Origin of the sequence: Brevibacillus sp. AG (assembly GCF_028369215.1) — a bacterium.
In the GTDB taxonomy this organism is placed as follows: domain Bacteria; phylum Bacillota; class Bacilli; order Brevibacillales; family Brevibacillaceae; genus Brevibacillus; species Brevibacillus porteri.
On record NZ_JAQMYO010000001.1, the window covers coordinates 292,559 to 309,572 of the forward strand.

Genomic DNA, 17,014 nt, shown 5'->3' on the forward strand with positions numbered 1-17,014 from the left:
CGAATGAATATTTATGAATAAGCATGAGCCTATAAGTACGTTGGTTCTATGGAAAGGGAGAATCTATGTAAATGCAGAAGTCATCAAATGCGTCCAAGGAAAACAGCGCTGCATGCTGCCAACCGTCGATTTCGCCGGCAGACGATTCTGCACGGATATTAATAGAAGGAAACACCGAAGTTATCGCACAAATGAACATGATTAACTTGACGGAAGAGGATTTGCAATTAATCGCAGCGTTTCGTCCTGTCATTGAGACTGAAATTGAGCAGATTACTTCTTCTTTTTATGAATCGATTCTCCATGTGGACTCTTTGAAACAAATCGTGATGGAGCACACAACCGCTGAACGTTTACGTCAAACCTTAATGAATCATTTAATCGAGATGTTTGACGGCCGGATCGATCCTGCCTTCATTGAAAAACGATTGAAGATTGCGATGGTTCATCAAAAAATCGGGCTTCCTCCCAAGTGGTACATGGGTTCTTTTCAAAACCTGTTAGGCACACTCATGCGAATGATAGATGATCGGAAAGACGATTATCCTGACTCGAAAAAACTGGCTCAAGCCATTACGAAGCTGCTCAGCTTTGAGCAGCAATTGGTCCTGGAGGCGTACGAAGACCAGATACGTATGCTGGAGCATCGCGCGAAATCGATGATGGAATATCAGGCGTTTCACGATGATTTAACCGGCTTGCCGAACAGAAGGAAGCTCCATCAAGCCTTGCAGGAGGCGATTGTTAACAATAGCGACCAGGATACGCGATTTGCTGTGCTGGTATTGGACATCGATTGTTTTAAAATGATCAATGATTCTCTGGGCCATATGTATGGGGATCATTTTTTGCAAGAAGTGAGTGATCGGATCAAAAAAAGCGCGGAAGGATTCGATGTGATGATTGCTCGTATGGGTGGTGATGAATTCGCACTGATCTGCCAAAATGTTGAAGATGATCACGAGTTTTCGACGTTGGCTGATCGAGTGGTCAAGGAAATCGAGATCCCCTATCGCTTGCAAGGAAAAGATTATTACGTCTCGGCGAGTATTGGAGTAGCCGTGTATCCCGATCACGGATGTAGTGAAGAGCAATTGCTCAAAAATGCTGATGCTGCCATGTACGGAGTGAAGAAAAACGGCAAAAACGGATTTCAGCTTTTTACCAATGAGCTCGATGACCAAGTGTTGATGCGTATCGAACTGGAGAGGGATTTGAGAAAGCGGTAAAGAATGACGAGCTGGTTTTGTACTACCAGCCACAGATTCAAACGCCCATTACCCGCATCGGAAGTAGAGATTTCTAAACAGTCGATGGAATCATTTTGAAATTATTGATACAATGATGAGAGTCCCTTCGGGGGCTATTTTTTTAAGGAGGGTTTTTCCGATGAAGAACATTACGTTCATCAAACATGTCTATGAAACGCAACTGGGGGGTGAAATCTACTATGAACCCTAGTATTTTGAATGGCACCAGAAATCATCTGATCAACCAGCTTGTCTTTTTTGACGAGCAGTATTCACTCTTTTACGATCAATATGTACGGAACTACGGAAAAGAAAAGCAATCCATCGATGAGATTGTCGAGCGTTACAAGCAAACACTCGAAAGCCTTTTGGCAAAAGAAGACAGTGCACTCTTTCAATCGCTTAAAGCAGTTACTTTATTAGGCAGCAGCGTAAAAGTGCTATTTGAAGAAGATCATTTTGAGGAGTCATTTACTGTGGTGTATCCCACAGACATTGACCCGGATAACAACAGAATTTCATTCTTATCGCCCATAGGCAGGCAGCTGCTGCTTGCGGCTCCACACGATTCTGTTGTGCTGGAAAGTCCGGTTGGCAGGCAACAGGTGCAGGTACGGGAGATAAGCTTTACATATATGGGGGGATTCTCGTCACCTTAGAAATCTACCCATCGCATCGATCATGTAAAAAGACACTAACACGATGTTAGTGTCTTTTCTTGTCAATTTTAGTAAAATGCAAGAAAAGCAAGCTGTGCGTACAGGAGGAAAAGACGATGAAAACAATTGCCTGTCCAACATGTGATCAGGACGTGCAATGGGATATGAATCACCTGCAGAAGCTGAAGGCGCGGTGGGTGATAGTTTGCGAAAAATGTGGTGACTCGTTATTCAGCGTGTCAGAAGAAGAAAAGGAAATGATTCTGGCAGGCATCCGCTTGACGGAAGAGTATGTACCGGATATCATCCATGCTTATCACAATGAGGATGTAAAGAATCTCCCTTCTAGGGTTTGGTTTGGAGAAATCATAAAAAGCAAGTGAGAGTAGGACTGATTGCAAGCTTTCATTATACTTCGAGAAACATGGAAAAATGGGTCCCTAGACGCTAGCAATTTGTTAGTGTCTTTTTATATTTATTCAGGTAAAATTTAGTCGAACGATATTTCGGAAAAATAGAGTGAAAAGAAGGGATTTCATGATTGTTCTTGGGATGATGATTTTCATTTGGTTGTTATCTCTCTGGCTACAGCCGATCCTACAACCTTATGTGGAAGCCTTTCTGCTCTCATTATATGGGGACAGATATGAAACGTACATTCCTTATAAAATGACAGCCTTACATTATGGGGTATATGCCATGGCACTTGGTTTCATCCTGGGACTGCCACTTGAAATTAAATACAAAAGGGCAAAGTCAAAATGTCTCAAGAAGCTCAAGTTTTTTGACAGCCTCGAGTCCGAGAATATCCTGTTTATTCTTTCTCTTGCGCGTGATCAGCAGGGCTATGTGACGCCAATGGATATCGCGTCCCAATCTACTCTTACGATAGAAAAAGCCCAAAATATTTTAAGTAAGCTTCAAAAAGACGGTTTCGCTGAGCTAAGTGTAACTGAAAAGGGTGACATTCTCTATTATTTCGCGGGCTTTACTGAAGGTGAGGAATGAGCGGCGAATGATTAAATTTTTTGGTAGGTTAGTGATTCTTTTTTATGTTGTTGGCTTTTTTCTCATCCTTGCTTTGCTTCCTGGTATTTTTGTCATTGATGGAATCTACCGAGTCTTAGACAACACAATCTTCTTAGCAATCTTTATGAGTCTCATTTCCATTGGTTACGCGTTGTTTTGCATGGAAGGAAAAAGGCTGGAAAAAAAGCAAATGCAACGAACACAGCAAGCCGTTGCAATGACTGTCGCCAATCGTAATCATGGAGTCGTCTCTGTTGCATCGTTTGCTCTGGAATCGGAGTTGCCGCTATCGCAGTGTGAGGAAATTCTAAAAGAGATGGAACACCGAAAGGTTCTGAGGACTTCCTCCTTACTTGGCAAGATGGCCGTCTATCAGTTGGATGATCACGTATATGGACAAATGCCTTATGAAAGTGACGACAACGAGGAGGCAGATGATGAGGACTCAGAGTATGATGATGAGGACTCAGAGTATGATGATGAGGACTCAGAATATGATGATGAGGACACAGAATATGATGATGAGGAAACACAAGAGCTGGAACAATCGCAGCGCATACGCAAAAAAAGAATCGTTCGTGCTGTATTAATTACAGTTATCGGCACATTGATTGTGATCTCCGAAGAACAGATCTTACTAAACGTGAGCGAGTATCTCTATGCTGCAATTACTGCACTTATCTTTCTCGTTTTTATCGGACGTTACCTATTGTCCTCCCATCGAAAAGCGGATCAACGCCATTCGGAACACGATGTTTTGAGGTATGTCATGGATAAGGAAGGGGAACTCAATCCGAAAGAGATTCCTTATTATACACATGAAAGCTATCAATCGATGGAGCCCATGATCGATAAATGGCACAAAAGAAACTACTGCTCGATTACGCATCAAGAAGACGGGGGAATCATTTATCTCTTTCCGAATTATACGGATGAGTCGGAAGTGTGCGAATATGACGAAGAGTATGATCCGATCCCTGAATGGATCGATAAAAGGTCGAGATTTCTACTATTTTGCTGTTTAGCATTTGTCTTCAGCTATGTAGGCGGCTATGTCCTTGTACATTGGAACAGCCTTATCTTCATTCTCGCTTGTACCATCATAGGAGGGATCTACGGTCATTTTGCCTTCACACAAAAACCGGAGCTAGAGAGAATGGAGCGAATCGCACTGCAAGTAGCTACGAAGAAGGGCGGTGCTTTAGCTGTTTACGAGTTGGCTTACAATGCCAGAATCACCATGGATGAAGCGGCGAAGGTATTAGAAAAATGGGAGCAAACGAACATTGCGAGAAAAGTGTATCCGGAGGAAGGCGTGCCAGTTTACATGGTGAGTGGCGTGGTTTCTAAAGAACAAAGACTAAGCTCGGAGCATGTTTGAATACACTCCCATAATCTGCACATACTACCATCACTCCATCAATCACAACCAGAGGTGAACAGCAATGGCACGTTCGAATTCCTTGGTGTATGGACAAGCCCGTGCAGCACTTGATCAATTAAAGTACGAGATCGCTGCTGAATTTGGAGTCGAATTGGGAGCAGACACGTCGGCACGCCAAAACGGCTCTGTCGGCGGAGAAATGACAAAGCGTTTAGTACAATACGCGGAACAGCAGATGTTTCGTCTGTAATCCCACTACTATTCCATCAGCGAGCTGATCAAACCTCTGCAAGCGGTGGCGAATATAACGGGAATGAAATACTTGAAACCATTCTTGTTCCAAGGGGTATTGGGGGCTTCGGATGAACAAATTCAGCACAGTGCAGAAGAATATGTGGCTCATGCACTAAACGCTACCATGGAGCCGATAGGAAAATAATCAGACACGAGAGACGATGAGAAAGTATTCATCGTCTTTTTTGTATGGCTTGAAGAGGTTCTGGGTGCCCCAGCAAAAACCCTTGACCAACAGGTACGCCAAGTGTCAAAGCGACAGATAAGTCTTCCGGCTCCTCGATTCCTTCCAGTACCAGCTGTATTTGATCTTGGCAGTAATGGACGAAAAGTGAGACGAGCTTTTGCTTATTCGGCACGGAGGACAATTGCTTGCCGAAGTACCTGTCGAGCTTAACGATATCTGGTTCATACTCCACAATCTTTTTTAATGACGCGGCACCCGAGCCGATATCATCTAATGCGATCAGGAATCCATGCTGACGCAGCTCACGTATTTTTTGTCCCAACAATCTTATCTCCCACATCTTGTCTTCTTCATTGGCCTCGTTAATCTCCAAGACAATTCGACTGTTCCACGACCCAAACAAGCCCTCGGTAATAAACGATAGGAAAGCAGGATTCAACAACGTAGAAGGAAACACATTGATGAACAAGAGCGGGACATGATCGTGAATAGTCACACTCGTAAAGTAGGATTCAATTGCTGTTTTCATCGACAACGTATCCAATTCATACAAGTGTCCTTCTGCACGAGCCTTTCGAAAAAGGAATGCTGGTGAGTGGCGTGTAGAGGATCGAAGAAGTGCTTCGTACCCGAAAAATTGTCCTGTCGTCAGATGCACCAGGGGCTGAAAAACAGGATATGGCGGTTCCTTTGCCAATACAACGTTCATGGAATCATATTCCTTCCTGCACCAAATATTTGACTTTAGGAAAAATTGTTTCCTTAAGGAAAGATAAGTTGTCGATATTTTACAACATAGCGGTGTTGTTTGCAATGAAAGCTTCATGCGCAATTAAGTTTTGCATCAAGGAAACAAAATTGCATGTGTACAAAATATTTTTCATCTTGTAAACTAGGCTTGTAACCGACAATCAAGATTGGAGGAAATAGGAAATGGAAGCCTTTATGTTACCGGAACTGCCATATCGCTATGATGAGCTGGAACCTTACCTCGATGCGAGAACGATGGAAATTCATCACGGAAAGCATCATGCAACGTATGTGGCCAACTTAAACAAGGCGCTAGAAAACTACTCGCAGTTCAGGAATGCTTCGGTTGAAGAACTAATCAGTAACTTGGAGGATATCCCGGAAGACATTCGCATGGCAGTTCGAAATCATGGGGGCGGGCATTATGGACACAGCTTGTATTGGTCGATCATGAGTCCGACTGGCGGAGGGAAACCAACAGGGGATATTGCGAAAGGAATCGACAAGTATTTCGGAAGTTTTGAGGAAATGAAGGATGAATTGACAAAAGCAGCTGTCAGTCGTTTCGGTTCAGGATGGGGATGGCTCGTTGTCAACGGAGACAAGTTGGAAGTGACGAGCACGCCCAATCAGGATACTCCTTTTATGGAGAAGAAAACGCCGATATTGGTCGTAGATGTGTGGGAGCATGCTTATTACTTGCAGTATCAAAATAAACGCCCTGATTTTGTCTCGTCGTGGTGGAATGTGGTCAACTGGGAGGAAGTCAATCGTTTGTATAACGAAGCAATCCGCTAAGGCAGGTCCAGCCATGAACAGACACGCGGTCTATTTTCAAGAACAGGAAAAACGTCGAGAAATTTTGGTGTTGCTTAAGAAGCGCCGTTCGGTTAGTGTACAGGAACTGTCAAAGCATCTCGGCATAACTAAAGTCGCGGTGCGTAAGCATTTAGATGTTTTGCATAGGGAACGGTATATCGAATCTCGAATCGTTCGCCAACGAACAGGCAGACCAGCCTATGTGTATCATCTAACGAATACTGCTGAACAATTATTTCCGCGTCACTACAGCGATTTAGCTACAGAGATGGTGGCGGGTATTCAGGATTTGTATGGGGAAACTTTCGTCGATCAATTATTTGAGAAGCGAAAGGCGCGTATGCTGCAAACCTATCGAGAGATAATGAGAGGTCAAGGGTTTGACCAGCGAGTGAAAACGTTGGCGAGCATACAAAAGGAAGAAGGATACATGCCTCACTTGGAAAAAATCAGAGATGGTTTGTATACGCTCGAAGAAGCAAATTGTCCTCTCCTACAAGTAGCCATTGTCTATCGCCAAGCATGTCAATGCGAGCTCTCCTTGTTTGAGTCGCTAGTAGACGCGCATGTAGAACGCACTTCGTGTATGGCGGAAGGACAAGTGAAATGTCGTTACCTGATAAAAGATAAGCTCAGCCATGAAGAATCGTAGTGAGCAAGACATCCGTTACATGGGCGGATGTCTTTTTGTTGTAAGCAAGGGGGGAGCGCGCGATAGCTGCGGTGATGAAACAAAAAATGGAAGGCGTCATTACCAAGCTCCAGAAAAACAAGTCGATCCGATTGGGTTGGGCAAATATGCTCGTGCCTATGCCTATGACGAATGGAAGAAAGTGGAGGATGAATGGGGAAGGGCATTTTCCAAAGCAAAGGTAACGATTCATCCTGAGGTCAAGATTATAAGTGTCGGCGCGTTAAAAAAGTAGAGAGCAACGTCTTTCTCGGGTTTTAGGAAGAGGGTTGTTCTTTTTTGTCATGGGAAGACGAATTGTTTACCGAAAGGGCAAGTGTCTATACAACCTGACGGGCGATCACGTATGGATAAAGGGAGGAGTATTTGGATGGAAAGGAGTGAGGACATGCCGATTGACAAGAAAAATCCTAAGAATAGAAAGCCAATTCTTAACCATCGAGGCACCTTGAAAAAGTCGAGTGCATCACTCCCGCTCCTCTTTGTCGCACCGAAGGAACAGATGCAGCGTCAGGTAGGTGCCATAGATAAGCAGAAATTGTATCGCTCCAAGAAACCTAAGGGAAAACGAAACCACGCGCCTCGGACTCCGGTCAATCAGACAGCTACTGAACAAGTCACACCACAGTCCACTTCTCCCACCTCCATGGATGCCAAGGATCTTACGCAAGAAAACAACAGACCTCAGCAAGAACTGATTCAAGCAAAGGTAGTCTACGTGGAAAAGGCGGGTCAATCGTTCATGCAGGTTGCTTTCCTAGAAGAAATTTGGGAAGTAGAGTGGGTCCATTCCTTACGCGTGCCCTGGAAGCTTGATTGGAAAGAGGTGGAATGTCAAAGTAAGATCGATGTTCAACACGTTCGCCACGATGATAGCAAAAAGATTGTCTGGCTGTCAGGTGAGGTGGAAATCAAGGGTTTGGGGTTCACTGTCCATTCGCAAAAAGTAGAGCATGAAACGATTCGCATTCCCTTTACCTCCACAGTATTACGACCTTCCTTGCCCAAAGCAAATGTAGGAACAAGTGCCATTCTCCTTACAGCACCAGTTTGTCCGACCAATAGGTGGGTAGAAACGGGGGACTGGCAAATCAACATCACGGCAGATCCGCTCACCCATTCGCAATCAGGATGGAAGGGGTTCAGCGGCTTGGCAACCATTAGCGGTCGTGTATGGTGGTATCGGAAGCAGCTGGTTCCCGTTCCGCCCCCATACATAACGAAGAAGGTAAACAGTCTGGTCTAGAAAAAAGGGCAGATAACGCTTGGCATTAGCCAAATCCATGTTGAATCTAGTCCATATAATATAAAGAGAGTAGGTGGCTGATAAAGGAGTGAGTAAAAATGGGTATACATGGTGATGGCTGCAAATGTGGCCAAACTGAAGTTACGCAAAATAGCTGTAGGGTGGAAAACGCCCGTATGTTTGGAATGGCTTCAACCGAAACCACTTTTCCTAAAACGATTAAAGTACCTGTAACGTTGGCAGAAACGGCTGCTGTCGTATGTGTGGAGGCTAATGTCCATTTGGAGAAGCCTGCACTGGAGATCGTTCGGGTATTAAAGAGTGTCATTCTAGAGCAATGTGAGCTAGTTCCCACATTCAGCCCGTTGTCTGCAAAGTTGTTTGTCAGTGGTTTTATTCGCAAACATATCGAGTACACCACAGTCGATCAAGCAACGGGAACTGCTGTATGCGGTGATGTACGGCATACAACGGCGCTGATACCATTCGATTTCTGTACGGATCTGACCTTTCCGGCTACAGGACCGACTTTGCAACTGGCACCAGATTTCGAGTCACACGGCGAATATTTGAATAAATCGGGTCATGCGGCAAAGATTAACGTAGGTTTGTTCGGCAATCGAAAAGTTTACAACGAGAGACCGTTTTGTGAGCTGTTATTCACGGAATTCACTGAATTAGACATCGGTTTGGAAAGTAAGCGTTGCAAAGACACAACCAGAACATTCTCGACCGTTCGTGAAAAAATCGTCCTGCGTATTGGTCTGAAGGTTTTGCAAGATCAACAAGTTCCTATTCCAACAACACCACCACCAAAACCGACATTTCCGCCACCTTGTCCTCCTAAGAAAAAATGGTAGTACAAACAACATAGAACCTATGAGACTATCCAGAAGCGATAATGGCACTGGGCAGTCTCTTTTTTTATGGAAAGGAAGGGCGACCCAATGAACAAAGCACTTCAGTACGTCAGAATGCAAGCGGAACAATGGTATTGGAAGGTACGCTTCTGATTCCGAATGCTTCAGGTAAACATCCTGCAATTGTGTTGGTACACGGGTCCGACTTTTCTGAACGGGAAAAGTATCGCCAAGAAGCCGAAACGGGGCATGGGTAGCCTCATTAGCGGCATCACAATCACAGAATGAAGTAGGCTACCTGATTATAGTTGGTGCAGTTGGTGTCAAGTCTGTCCAGCAGCAGTCATAGTTGCTTGAAAATAGGCTGAATGATCAAGGCGTAACATCGAAAGCAATGGTCCGCTCCAGCACGCAGCATGGGTTGAAGTTTGCCGTCTCAGCAGGGAAGTTTCTTTGTTTAAAGAGTGATTATTCTAAAAATTAACAATTTTATACCCCTCACCTTACACATTTAATTATATAATTACATGAAAACCAAATATTACCAGGTAGAGGCTTTATGAAAAAAATCTCATTTTTTCTTCTTATTATCTTATTTTTCACTTCTATCTTTATAACTCCAGATCGTACCTATGCCAAACAATTGCCTATATCTCAAAACAATATAACAAAATTGGTTATTCATTCTTCAATCAACAAACTTACGCTTCGAGGTACTCCTAATGCTAGTTCTATAGATGCTAATTTAACAACTATAAATAATCTTGATAATATTGACTTTAACTTAACGCAAGACAAGGAGATAGCATATTTATCGATAAATTCAAAGGTTGGAAAAAAAGAAATAATAGATTTATTAATTACTTTGCCACCCAACTTAAAAATCGAAATTATTGATAAAAAAAGCATCCTTGAATTATATGATCTTTCTGGAGAAATATCTATTATTGATAATGAAGAAGACATTTATATTGAAAATACAAGTAATTTATCAATAAAAGACAAATCAGGGAATATAAAAGTCAATAATAGTAACCTTTTGGATGCTCCAAGCTCAAATCAAACATTAGATATAGAGGATGGCTCTGGTAGTATTGACTTAAGAAATATGAATTGTTCCATAAAAATAGTAGATAGATCCGGTGATATAAATGTTGAAAGAGTTGGGGACTTAATTCTTAAAGAAACTGGCTCTGGAAACATAACCTATGATAAAGAACTCCCTATCCCTTCCCGCTCCCTTAAACTTAGTTCAATGAGTAATAGGTATGAGGGCATTTATATACAAAAAATGGTGGTGAAGTAACTCCATTTCATTCACCAACACCAATTGATATAGAACCAAATTCAAACATAGTCATTTCTATTTCAAACTATAAAAATTCAACATTTGATAATTTTCATTTTGATACAGACTCAAGTTCACTTATCCCTAGTTTAATTAGAAATATAGGGGAAGGCGCCTCAGTTACGATAAATATTGATAATAGCGCCAATGTAGAACTTTTCAATACTCTTATTGTAGGAGAAAAAAACTATGATGAAAATGATAATCTTCTTGAAGATACAGCTTCTATAGAGCCAGCATTCATTAAAGATTTAATAATTGGGACGATTGCATCTAAAAGTAGTGTAAACGTAAATATCAATAATTCAGCAAATGTTACTTTAGCTAATAATGACTCTACATTACATATTGGGGGTGGAAGTTTGATTGAAAGTGTTATAAACGTACTTTCTGATTCAGGTTCCACAACTATTAACTCTGAAGATATTAATGTGAATATTAACAATAGCGCTAACATTAAATCAAAACCAGGGGCAAATATGGGAATACTTAGAATATATAAAGGGCAATTAATTAATGAAATTGTAGATGGTAGAGTCATCTCGAATAGCAAAATAAATCTAAATATTGAAAATCCTAGCAACGTATCATCAAAATCAATTACCATTGTTGATGGTGAATTAATCGATGAATTAATTGACTCTGAAGACATTAATTCTAGTGAAATTGAAGTAAAATTTGTTGATACTGGAAACGTTAATGCACTGACCAAGGTAGAAGTAAAAGATGGTGAACTTATTGATGAAATGCTTGATATGGAAAATATTTATACTTCAACTGTACATGTAAATTTATTAAGGACTTCAAATGTTACTAGTCCCATATTATCTGTTTATGAAGGTGAGTTAATTGATGAAACCTTAGACGGTGAGGGATATTATACTTCGAATATTCACATAAATTTTAATGATTCTTCAAATTTTTATGGAAAACAGTTGTTTATTGAAGAAGGTGAATTAGTTGACGAGGTAATCGATAGTGAAATTTCTAATGCGTCTACCATAAAAATAAATCTGAACAATACTAGTAATATAGATTGTGAAGAAGTAAAAATTATCGAAGGTGAACTTATTGATGAAACTGTGGATATTGAGGATGATTTTACCAATACGGTTATGGATCTTACCATGACCTCATCGGCTAAAGTTTCTGGAAATAAACTTGAAATTATTGGTGGTGAATTAGTTGATGAGATAGTAGATGCAGCTAATGGTATACGAAGTAGCGTTAATGTTTCTATAAATGATACAGGAAATTTCGACAAAACGGGGTCTCAACTAAGCGAGGTTCTCATGACAGACGGTGAATTAATGGACGAAATTTTAGATGTAAGTGAATCTATTTCTATGTCAAGTGGAAATGTAAATATTGAATCAACAGGAAATGTCACTTCTGATAAAGTTATCCTTACAGACAGCCAATTAATGGATGAAATAGTTGATGGAACTTATGTCGGGGTAAGTGCACTTCATATAAATGCTACCAATTCAGCTAACGCAAAAACTCCTTCGTTAACCCTTCTAGGTGATAGTATTTTACTCCCGCCTATTGATATTGACTCTATAGAACGATCAAATATTATTTATCATGTAAAAAATTCTGGAGTTCACATATAAACTTTTTCTTCTAGCTTATGTTTTCTGGAGAAGAGCACCATTTATAAGATAGTCCTACACCTTGCAAAAGCAAGTTAGGTGAAGGCTATCTTTTTTTTCAGAACTTCGTGATGGATTTTTATTATTTCCCAAGACTAACCACAAACAAAATCCGTTTCGGGGCATAAACTCTCCGTTCTTAGGTAGTAGCGGTCACGCATTTCTTTTACGATTTTTATTAAAAAGCGTGCGCTTTGGAAGGAGAAGGATGTGCGATGTTTCGAATCCGTATTAGTATATTTTTGAGTGTATTTGTGGCGATGGTGGGGTTGATGATTATTGCCCCTGTAATGCCGCCGCTTATACGTGAATTAGGCCTCAGTGAAATTCACTCTGGCCTCATTATTTCACTCGGTTCTATTGCAATGGCGGTGATGGCACCTGTCTGGGGGCGGTTAAGCGATCTCAAAGGAAGGAAAGCGGTCATTGTCATTGGTTTCCTCGGAATGTTTGTGAGTTATGTCTTGTTCACAGCGACCATGTACGCAGGATTATCGCAGGTAATAAGTGGCGGGCTACTCGTTGTATTGCTCATTGTGGCACGCGGATTGATCGGTATGTTTATCCCAGCGGTTCCATCTGCAGCGCAGGCGTATATAGCGGATGTCACGAGCGAAAATGGTCGAGCGGCAGGAATGGCCTTAATCGGTGCAGCCAATGGGATGGGTCTCGTTCTTGGTCCAGCGATTGCTGCCGCCTTTGCGCTAATCGGTCTAATATGGCCGTTATACATTGGTGCAGTGTTGCCGATTGTCGCATTAGGCATCGTGTGCTTCTTGATTCCAGCTCAAAAACCCATTATTCACGAAAAACCTCCCAAGGTGAAACCTTTTCAGAAAGGTCTCCCCTTATATTTGTTTGCCGGTTTGGCAACGATGCTCAGCATTATCACCTTACAAGTCGTTGGAGGATTTTATTTTCAGGATCAGTTGTCTTTGACAACAAAGGAAACCGCCAGAATGTTATCAGTAGGCCTTATGATTTCTGGTATAGCGATGATTGTCACACAAGGACTGCAAATGAAAAATCCAAAATGGCAACCAAGATCGCTCATTCTTTTTGGGGCAGTGCTCTTACTAATCAGCTTGGCTCTCTTTCTTTTCTTTATCAATGTGATCGTCTATTACGTAGCATTTTTCTTGTTTGGTGTTGGAGCTGGGCTTATGATGCCAGGGTTTATGGCAGGGGCTTCCCTTGCCGTTGCTCGTGAACAGCAAGGAGGCGTAGCGGGACTTGTGGCATCGGTCCAAGGAATTTCCGCTGTCATCGCACCGATTCTCAGCACAAGCCTGTACCAGTTGAATAAGTACCTGCCTTTTGCCGTAGTAGCATTAGTTGTGATGCTGATGGGAGCGACATTGCTTTTCGTCAAAAGCAGGTCAAAAATCAACGAAAATACAATGATAGATTCGTAATCAAAAACGATATGGATACCTGACATTCTGGCATATAATGGGGATAGCATACTCATACGAGGAGGTCCTTTGCTCCGTGAAAATAAGCGAGTTATCCCAATTAACCAATGTCAGTACCCGGTCGATCCGTCATTATGAAGAAAAGGGCTTGCTACAGGCAGAACGACTGGAAAATGATTACCGCCATTTCAATGAATCGGCAGTCAAGCGTGTCAAGATGATTCAACTGTACTTGAAGCTGGGGTTAACGGCGGATGAAATCAGAACGTTGTTCAGAGGGGAAGCAGCATCTCCCGATGATTACGAATATTGCGAGGAAATGCTGGCGATTTACGAACAAAAGCTCAGCAAAGTGAACGAACAGATTGAGGCACTCCAGGAGTGGAAGAAAACGCTCGAGAGGCAAATATCCATTACCCGTGGAAAAAAGGTTACGAGCTAGTTCATAGTCACGGCCCCGAAGCGATCAGCTGCTTCGGGGCCGTCTTATTACAACGAATGTAAGTTTTGCCCGATACCACCATCCACAGTTAACCTCGCACCAGTCGTAAAGGTAGCGTCAAAGGCGAGGAAAAGCACGGCTTTCGCCACTTCTTCTGATGAACCATGACGTTTCATTGGTGTAACCTTATCGCCAAGCTCCTGGAAGGTAGCGCGTTCTGCATCCGTGAAACCAGCAACTCCCATGGAAGGCGTATCAATGAAACCGGGACTCACGACATTGACGCGAATACTTTTGTCTAGCAGCTCCACCGCAAACCCGGAGGCCAAGGAACGCAATGCCGCTTTGGATGCACTGTATACGCTCATGCCGGGGTAGCCGCCTTCATCTGCTACAGAAGATGTAAAAACGATCGAACCTCCTTCATGAATAAGCGGCGCCAAGCGTTGGACGGTAAAAAATGCCCCTTTCGTATTTACCTCAAAAATCCGATCGTAGGTCTCCTCAGTGACTTCCAAAAACGGTTCCAGAATGGAAGTGCCTGCATTCACATGGAGAAAATCGATCTTGCCAAAATGCTTTTCCACATCGTCTCCGAATGCTTGCACATCCTTCATGTTCGATACATCAGACACCACAACATGTGCCCGTTCGCCCAGCTCACGTTTTGCTTCTTCGGCATTTTTCGGATTGCGACCAGAGACGATGACCTCGGCGCCGCCTGCCAGCAATGCTTTTGCCACGGCCAATCCCATGCCATGTGTACCTCCAGTTACGACTGCTTTTTTCCCTGTATAGTTGTTCATTTTTGTTCCTCCTTGAGTGAATGAGTTATCTTTCTGCATGTAGTCTAAACGTTCACGCTAATGTGAAGGTCAAGTGAGATTTGGCATCAGTATTTAGAAGGTAGACATAAAAAGACACTAGGCTCGTCCAACGAGTGTCTATTTGCGTAGATGGAAAAGGCTTATCACGATCCCATCAACAATCGGGTTGCAGTCGAATGGCTTGGTTATTTTTGGTATAATGAGTGGGCGTTGCGGCTTGGATTCAAATTTGAAATGGAAGTGGCTGTCGTGTTCATGATCAACCTGGAGGATTTTCCTCACAACAAAGAGAGTCTTCTTCGACTACTTGAAAAATCAAGAACAAGTAAAGTAACCCATGAAGAAATGGCAAAATGGTGTTGGCTGTTTTGGTCTAGATGGCGCTCAGATGAAGAAGATTTATTTACGAAAACAGACGAGGAGACAATCGATACAGCAATTGAGATCGGAGAATGTTGGGTGGACAGACCTCCGAACGGAAGCCAAATCATCATTTTCGATGAGGAACAAATAGAAAAATGGATAAGTCAATTAAAAGAGGATCGAGATAAAAATAAATAGTTTTGGAGGAGAAAGCTTGGACACTCATCTTACCTTGAATTTCTTATCCGCCTATGTCCACCATCATAAATACTATCTGGAGGCTTGGCGGGCGAAAGGACTCTCATGGAATTGGGGAGCAGCACTTTTTGGCGTAGCATGGTTTGCCTATCGGAAAATGTATGGATGGGCGACCGTTATTTATTTGGTGAACCTCTTTGTGGGTTTTGCCTTGGGTGCAATGGCACTCGATGATGCTACCTTTAATGAAGTGTACATACTCTTTGCATTATTTCAACGAGCGCTATTTGGACTAACCGGCAATTTTTTATACTATGTGTCGGCTGTTCGGAAAATAAAAAAAGCGCACAGTAAAAACGCCATGCTTGATATAGAAGATACACGAAAGCTTGGTGGCGTTAGTGTTCGCGGTGTAGTTGTGGTTGTGTTGGTCAATATTGGCTTTAGTCTGCTAGATGTACTACTCACATCGTGAAGAGAATTTTCTCACATGGGGAGGGAGATAGCATGGGCGTAGCTTATAAGCTGCATTGTGAACGTTGCTCATACAACCAAAATGTGTACATGGGCGTTGGATTCAGATATGGTTATTTGAGCGAAATCGAAGAATGGTTCGAGGATCCAGCTGGCAAGGAGCGAATCCGAGAATTTATGAAGGACGATCGTACAAAGTATAATTGCTTCCATGGTCTATATGTTTGCGAAAAATGCAAATACCTGCTAAATGCCCACTATTTGCACTTGCAGTCGGACACTGATTCGTATTTACAAAGCTATGATTGTCCACGGTGTTCAGAGAAAATGCCATCTATACCGATTGACAAGGAGCTGGATCACGGGTATTCGCCGACTTGTCCCGAATGCGGGGAGGAAAAGTTGTCCGTGGAAGGTTTTTTGGATTGGGATTAGGGGGAGTATCTAAATCGTAAAGGTGGATGCAAATGAAAAGTTGGCCAAATACTTTCCTTCAACCTGAAGTATTAAAACAGCGCATGCTCGTCCTGAGTGCTCTGGATATTCTAATGTGTCAAGAGGAATGGCTACGCAGATATCAGTTCGATCCACAATGGGATGAAAACACAACATTCGCGAGCATTAACAACGGAGCAGGCGACGATCTTTACATCCTGTTCACCCCCGAGGGCGTTATTGTAAAAGGATTTGATCATGAATCGGAAATGAGTCCTCATGCCAGGGAAGAATACGAGGTTTGGCCTGGCATCTATGAGCAAGTCCCTCCCGCTTTGCTTCATCGACTCGATGACGAAGCGCTTACCAAAGAGGATGTTACGTTTTGCTTATGGCGAGAATCTACTGATCACGTGTGGAAAACGGGAGACGTACATAATCCGCAAGGGCTGGATGACGGATCAGATTTTTTACTTGGGATGATATATGATATTCCAGAAGACTATGTAGAGTGGGCAGAGGCTTACTACGAGGTGAAGGTTCCGTTTGATGTAGTTGGTTACACGTTTTCAAATACTGCCATTACCGAAGAAATGATTACGGAGCTGAATCCGGAAGTTGATCTGGAACTCGCGATCAAGGAACTTCAAGCGATTGGATTTACAGTTACGTAAAGTACGCCATGACT

General features: G+C 42.5%; 22 protein-coding genes. 20 read left to right on the plus strand and 2 right to left on the minus strand.

All coding sequences use genetic code 11. From position 1 onward, the window contains the following. The first annotated feature begins 71 nt into the window (after nt 1-71). The 7 genes from POF51_RS01245 to POF51_RS01275 all read left to right on the plus strand — a co-directional run bounded on the left by POF51_RS01245 (nt 72) and on the right by POF51_RS01275 (nt 4,761). Nucleotides 72-1,229, plus strand: a complete 1,158-nt coding sequence (locus tag POF51_RS01245; protein ID WP_139135901.1) for a diguanylate cyclase domain-containing protein — start codon at nt 72-74, stop codon at nt 1,227-1,229. 221 nt (nt 1,230-1,450) lie between these two features. Beyond that, on the plus strand, nt 1,451-1,909 hold the full coding sequence (locus POF51_RS01250) for a GreA/GreB family elongation factor (protein ID WP_069844907.1): 459 nt from the start codon (nt 1,451-1,453) through the stop codon (nt 1,907-1,909). Between the two features lie 116 nt (nt 1,910-2,025). Further along, nucleotides 2,026-2,292 carry a hypothetical protein gene (locus POF51_RS01255; RefSeq protein ID WP_069844908.1) on the plus strand — a complete coding sequence of 89 codons (267 nt, stop codon included), beginning with the start codon at nt 2,026-2,028 and terminating at the stop codon, nt 2,290-2,292. 154 nt (nt 2,293-2,446) lie between these two features. Continuing rightward, nucleotides 2,447-2,917 (plus strand): hypothetical protein, encoded by a 471-nt coding sequence (locus POF51_RS01260; RefSeq protein WP_017248905.1) that lies wholly within the window; start codon nt 2,447-2,449, stop codon nt 2,915-2,917. 7 nt (nt 2,918-2,924) lie between these two features. Next, complete coding sequence (locus POF51_RS01265; RefSeq protein WP_271753383.1) at nt 2,925-4,319, plus strand: DNA primase; 1,395 nt, start codon at nt 2,925-2,927, stop codon at nt 4,317-4,319. Nucleotides 4,320-4,383: 64 nt separating this feature from the next. Next, nucleotides 4,384-4,572 (plus strand): alpha/beta-type small acid-soluble spore protein, encoded by a 189-nt coding sequence (locus POF51_RS01270; protein ID WP_007729278.1) that lies wholly within the window; start codon nt 4,384-4,386, stop codon nt 4,570-4,572. A 15-nt stretch (nt 4,573-4,587) separates the two neighbouring features. Then, nucleotides 4,588-4,761: an NAD(P)H-dependent oxidoreductase gene (locus tag POF51_RS01275; protein WP_106833149.1), complete on the plus strand. Its 174-nt coding sequence runs from the start codon at nt 4,588-4,590 to the stop codon at nt 4,759-4,761. A gap of 28 nt (nt 4,762-4,789) precedes the next feature. Here POF51_RS01275 and POF51_RS01280 read toward each other — a convergent pair whose 3' ends face one another. After that, nucleotides 4,790-5,512: an EAL domain-containing protein gene (locus tag POF51_RS01280; RefSeq protein WP_271753385.1), complete on the minus strand. Its 723-nt coding sequence runs from the start codon at nt 5,510-5,512 to the stop codon at nt 4,790-4,792. Nucleotides 5,513-5,736: 224 nt separating this feature from the next. On the opposite strand from POF51_RS01280, the gene POF51_RS01285 reads away from it, so the two are divergent. The 9 genes from POF51_RS01285 (at nt 5,737) to POF51_RS01325 (ending at nt 14,029) form a co-directional block, all read left to right on the plus strand. After that, nucleotides 5,737-6,351: a superoxide dismutase gene (locus POF51_RS01285; RefSeq protein WP_069844911.1), complete on the plus strand. Its 615-nt coding sequence runs from the start codon at nt 5,737-5,739 to the stop codon at nt 6,349-6,351. 13 nt (nt 6,352-6,364) lie between these two features. Then, nucleotides 6,365-7,024: a helix-turn-helix transcriptional regulator gene (locus POF51_RS01290; protein ID WP_069844912.1), complete on the plus strand. Its 660-nt coding sequence runs from the start codon at nt 6,365-6,367 to the stop codon at nt 7,022-7,024. Beyond that, complete coding sequence (locus POF51_RS01295; RefSeq protein ID WP_069844913.1) at nt 7,011-7,298, plus strand: Ger(x)C family spore germination C-terminal domain-containing protein; 288 nt, start codon at nt 7,011-7,013, stop codon at nt 7,296-7,298. The genes POF51_RS01290 and POF51_RS01295 overlap by 14 nt, the downstream gene beginning before the upstream one ends. Nucleotides 7,299-7,433: 135 nt before the next feature. Further along, on the plus strand, nt 7,434-8,309 hold the full coding sequence (locus POF51_RS01300; protein WP_069844914.1) for a hypothetical protein: 876 nt from the start codon (nt 7,434-7,436) through the stop codon (nt 8,307-8,309). A gap of 98 nt (nt 8,310-8,407) precedes the next feature. Next, nucleotides 8,408-9,169 carry a CsxC family protein gene (locus POF51_RS01305; RefSeq protein ID WP_069844915.1) on the plus strand — a complete coding sequence of 254 codons (762 nt, stop codon included), beginning with the start codon at nt 8,408-8,410 and terminating at the stop codon, nt 9,167-9,169. 559 nt (nt 9,170-9,728) lie between these two features. Next, nucleotides 9,729-10,475 (plus strand): hypothetical protein, encoded by a 747-nt coding sequence (locus POF51_RS01310; protein ID WP_271753390.1) that lies wholly within the window; start codon nt 9,729-9,731, stop codon nt 10,473-10,475. Between the two features lie 404 nt (nt 10,476-10,879). Next, on the plus strand, nt 10,880-12,133 hold the full coding sequence (locus POF51_RS01315; protein ID WP_271753392.1) for a hypothetical protein: 1,254 nt from the start codon (nt 10,880-10,882) through the stop codon (nt 12,131-12,133). Nucleotides 12,134-12,387: 254 nt separating this feature from the next. Beyond that, the gene (locus POF51_RS01320; RefSeq protein WP_069844918.1) at nt 12,388-13,587 is read left to right on the plus strand and encodes an MFS transporter; all 1,200 of its coding nucleotides are present in this window, start codon (nt 12,388-12,390) and stop codon (nt 13,585-13,587) included. Between the two features lie 76 nt (nt 13,588-13,663). Continuing rightward, entirely contained in the window at nt 13,664-14,029 is a 366-nt protein-coding gene (locus tag POF51_RS01325) for a MerR family transcriptional regulator (RefSeq protein ID WP_069844919.1), read from the plus strand. A 47-nt stretch (nt 14,030-14,076) separates the two neighbouring features. Here the strand turns inward: POF51_RS01325 and POF51_RS01330 are convergent, their stop codons facing one another. Next, the gene (locus tag POF51_RS01330) at nt 14,077-14,835 is read right to left on the minus strand and encodes an SDR family oxidoreductase (RefSeq protein WP_069844920.1); all 759 of its coding nucleotides are present in this window, start codon (nt 14,833-14,835) and stop codon (nt 14,077-14,079) included. Nucleotides 14,836-14,985: 150 nt separating this feature from the next. Here POF51_RS01330 and POF51_RS01335 point away from each other — a divergent pair, with 150 nt between their 5' ends. From POF51_RS01335 to POF51_RS01350, 4 genes are read left to right on the plus strand one after another with little or no spacing between them, the layout of a single operon-like run. Continuing rightward, nucleotides 14,986-15,417 (plus strand): hypothetical protein, encoded by a 432-nt coding sequence (locus POF51_RS01335; protein WP_069844921.1) that lies wholly within the window; start codon nt 14,986-14,988, stop codon nt 15,415-15,417. Nucleotides 15,418-15,433: 16 nt separating this feature from the next. After that, nucleotides 15,434-15,892, plus strand: coding sequence for a DUF2628 domain-containing protein (locus POF51_RS01340; RefSeq protein ID WP_069844922.1), 459 nt, complete (start codon nt 15,434-15,436; stop codon nt 15,890-15,892). Between the two features lie 32 nt (nt 15,893-15,924). Then, nucleotides 15,925-16,326 carry a hypothetical protein gene (locus POF51_RS01345; protein ID WP_069844923.1) on the plus strand — a complete coding sequence of 134 codons (402 nt, stop codon included), beginning with the start codon at nt 15,925-15,927 and terminating at the stop codon, nt 16,324-16,326. Nucleotides 16,327-16,358: 32 nt separating this feature from the next. Continuing rightward, the gene (locus tag POF51_RS01350; RefSeq protein ID WP_069844924.1) at nt 16,359-17,000 is read left to right on the plus strand and encodes a hypothetical protein; all 642 of its coding nucleotides are present in this window, start codon (nt 16,359-16,361) and stop codon (nt 16,998-17,000) included. The last annotated feature ends 14 nt before the right edge of the window (nt 17,001-17,014 follow it).

Bases quoted from the DNA above. Each gene is read 5' to 3' on its own strand.
- POF51_RS01310 (WP_271753390.1), top strand. From the start codon at position 9,729: ATGAAAAAAATCTCATTTTTTCTTCTTATTATCTTATTTTTCACTTCT.
- POF51_RS01320 (WP_069844918.1), top strand. From the start codon at position 12,388: ATGTTTCGAATCCGTATTAGTATATTTTTGAGTGTATTTGTGGCGATG.
- POF51_RS01255 (WP_069844908.1), top strand. From the start codon at position 2,026: ATGAAAACAATTGCCTGTCCAACATGTGATCAGGACGTGCAATGGGAT.
- POF51_RS01300 (WP_069844914.1), top strand. From the start codon at position 7,434: ATGGAAAGGAGTGAGGACATGCCGATTGACAAGAAAAATCCTAAGAAT.
- POF51_RS01260 (WP_017248905.1), top strand. From the start codon at position 2,447: ATGATTGTTCTTGGGATGATGATTTTCATTTGGTTGTTATCTCTCTGG.
- POF51_RS01290 (WP_069844912.1), top strand. From the start codon at position 6,365: ATGAACAGACACGCGGTCTATTTTCAAGAACAGGAAAAACGTCGAGAA.
- POF51_RS01270 (WP_007729278.1), top strand. From the start codon at position 4,384: ATGGCACGTTCGAATTCCTTGGTGTATGGACAAGCCCGTGCAGCACTT.
- POF51_RS01350 (WP_069844924.1), top strand. From the start codon at position 16,359: ATGAAAAGTTGGCCAAATACTTTCCTTCAACCTGAAGTATTAAAACAG.
- POF51_RS01265 (WP_271753383.1), top strand. From the start codon at position 2,925: ATGATTAAATTTTTTGGTAGGTTAGTGATTCTTTTTTATGTTGTTGGC.
- POF51_RS01245 (WP_139135901.1), top strand. From the start codon at position 72: ATGCAGAAGTCATCAAATGCGTCCAAGGAAAACAGCGCTGCATGCTGC.
- POF51_RS01295 (WP_069844913.1), top strand. From the start codon at position 7,011: ATGAAGAATCGTAGTGAGCAAGACATCCGTTACATGGGCGGATGTCTT.
- POF51_RS01330 (WP_069844920.1), bottom strand. From the start codon at position 14,835: ATGAACAACTATACAGGGAAAAAAGCAGTCGTAACTGGAGGTACACAT.
- POF51_RS01280 (WP_271753385.1), bottom strand. From the start codon at position 5,512: ATGAACGTTGTATTGGCAAAGGAACCGCCATATCCTGTTTTTCAGCCC.
- POF51_RS01285 (WP_069844911.1), top strand. From the start codon at position 5,737: ATGGAAGCCTTTATGTTACCGGAACTGCCATATCGCTATGATGAGCTG.
- POF51_RS01335 (WP_069844921.1), top strand. From the start codon at position 14,986: ATGGAAAAGGCTTATCACGATCCCATCAACAATCGGGTTGCAGTCGAA.
- POF51_RS01345 (WP_069844923.1), top strand. From the start codon at position 15,925: ATGGGCGTAGCTTATAAGCTGCATTGTGAACGTTGCTCATACAACCAA.
- POF51_RS01250 (WP_069844907.1), top strand. From the start codon at position 1,451: ATGAACCCTAGTATTTTGAATGGCACCAGAAATCATCTGATCAACCAG.
- POF51_RS01305 (WP_069844915.1), top strand. From the start codon at position 8,408: ATGGGTATACATGGTGATGGCTGCAAATGTGGCCAAACTGAAGTTACG.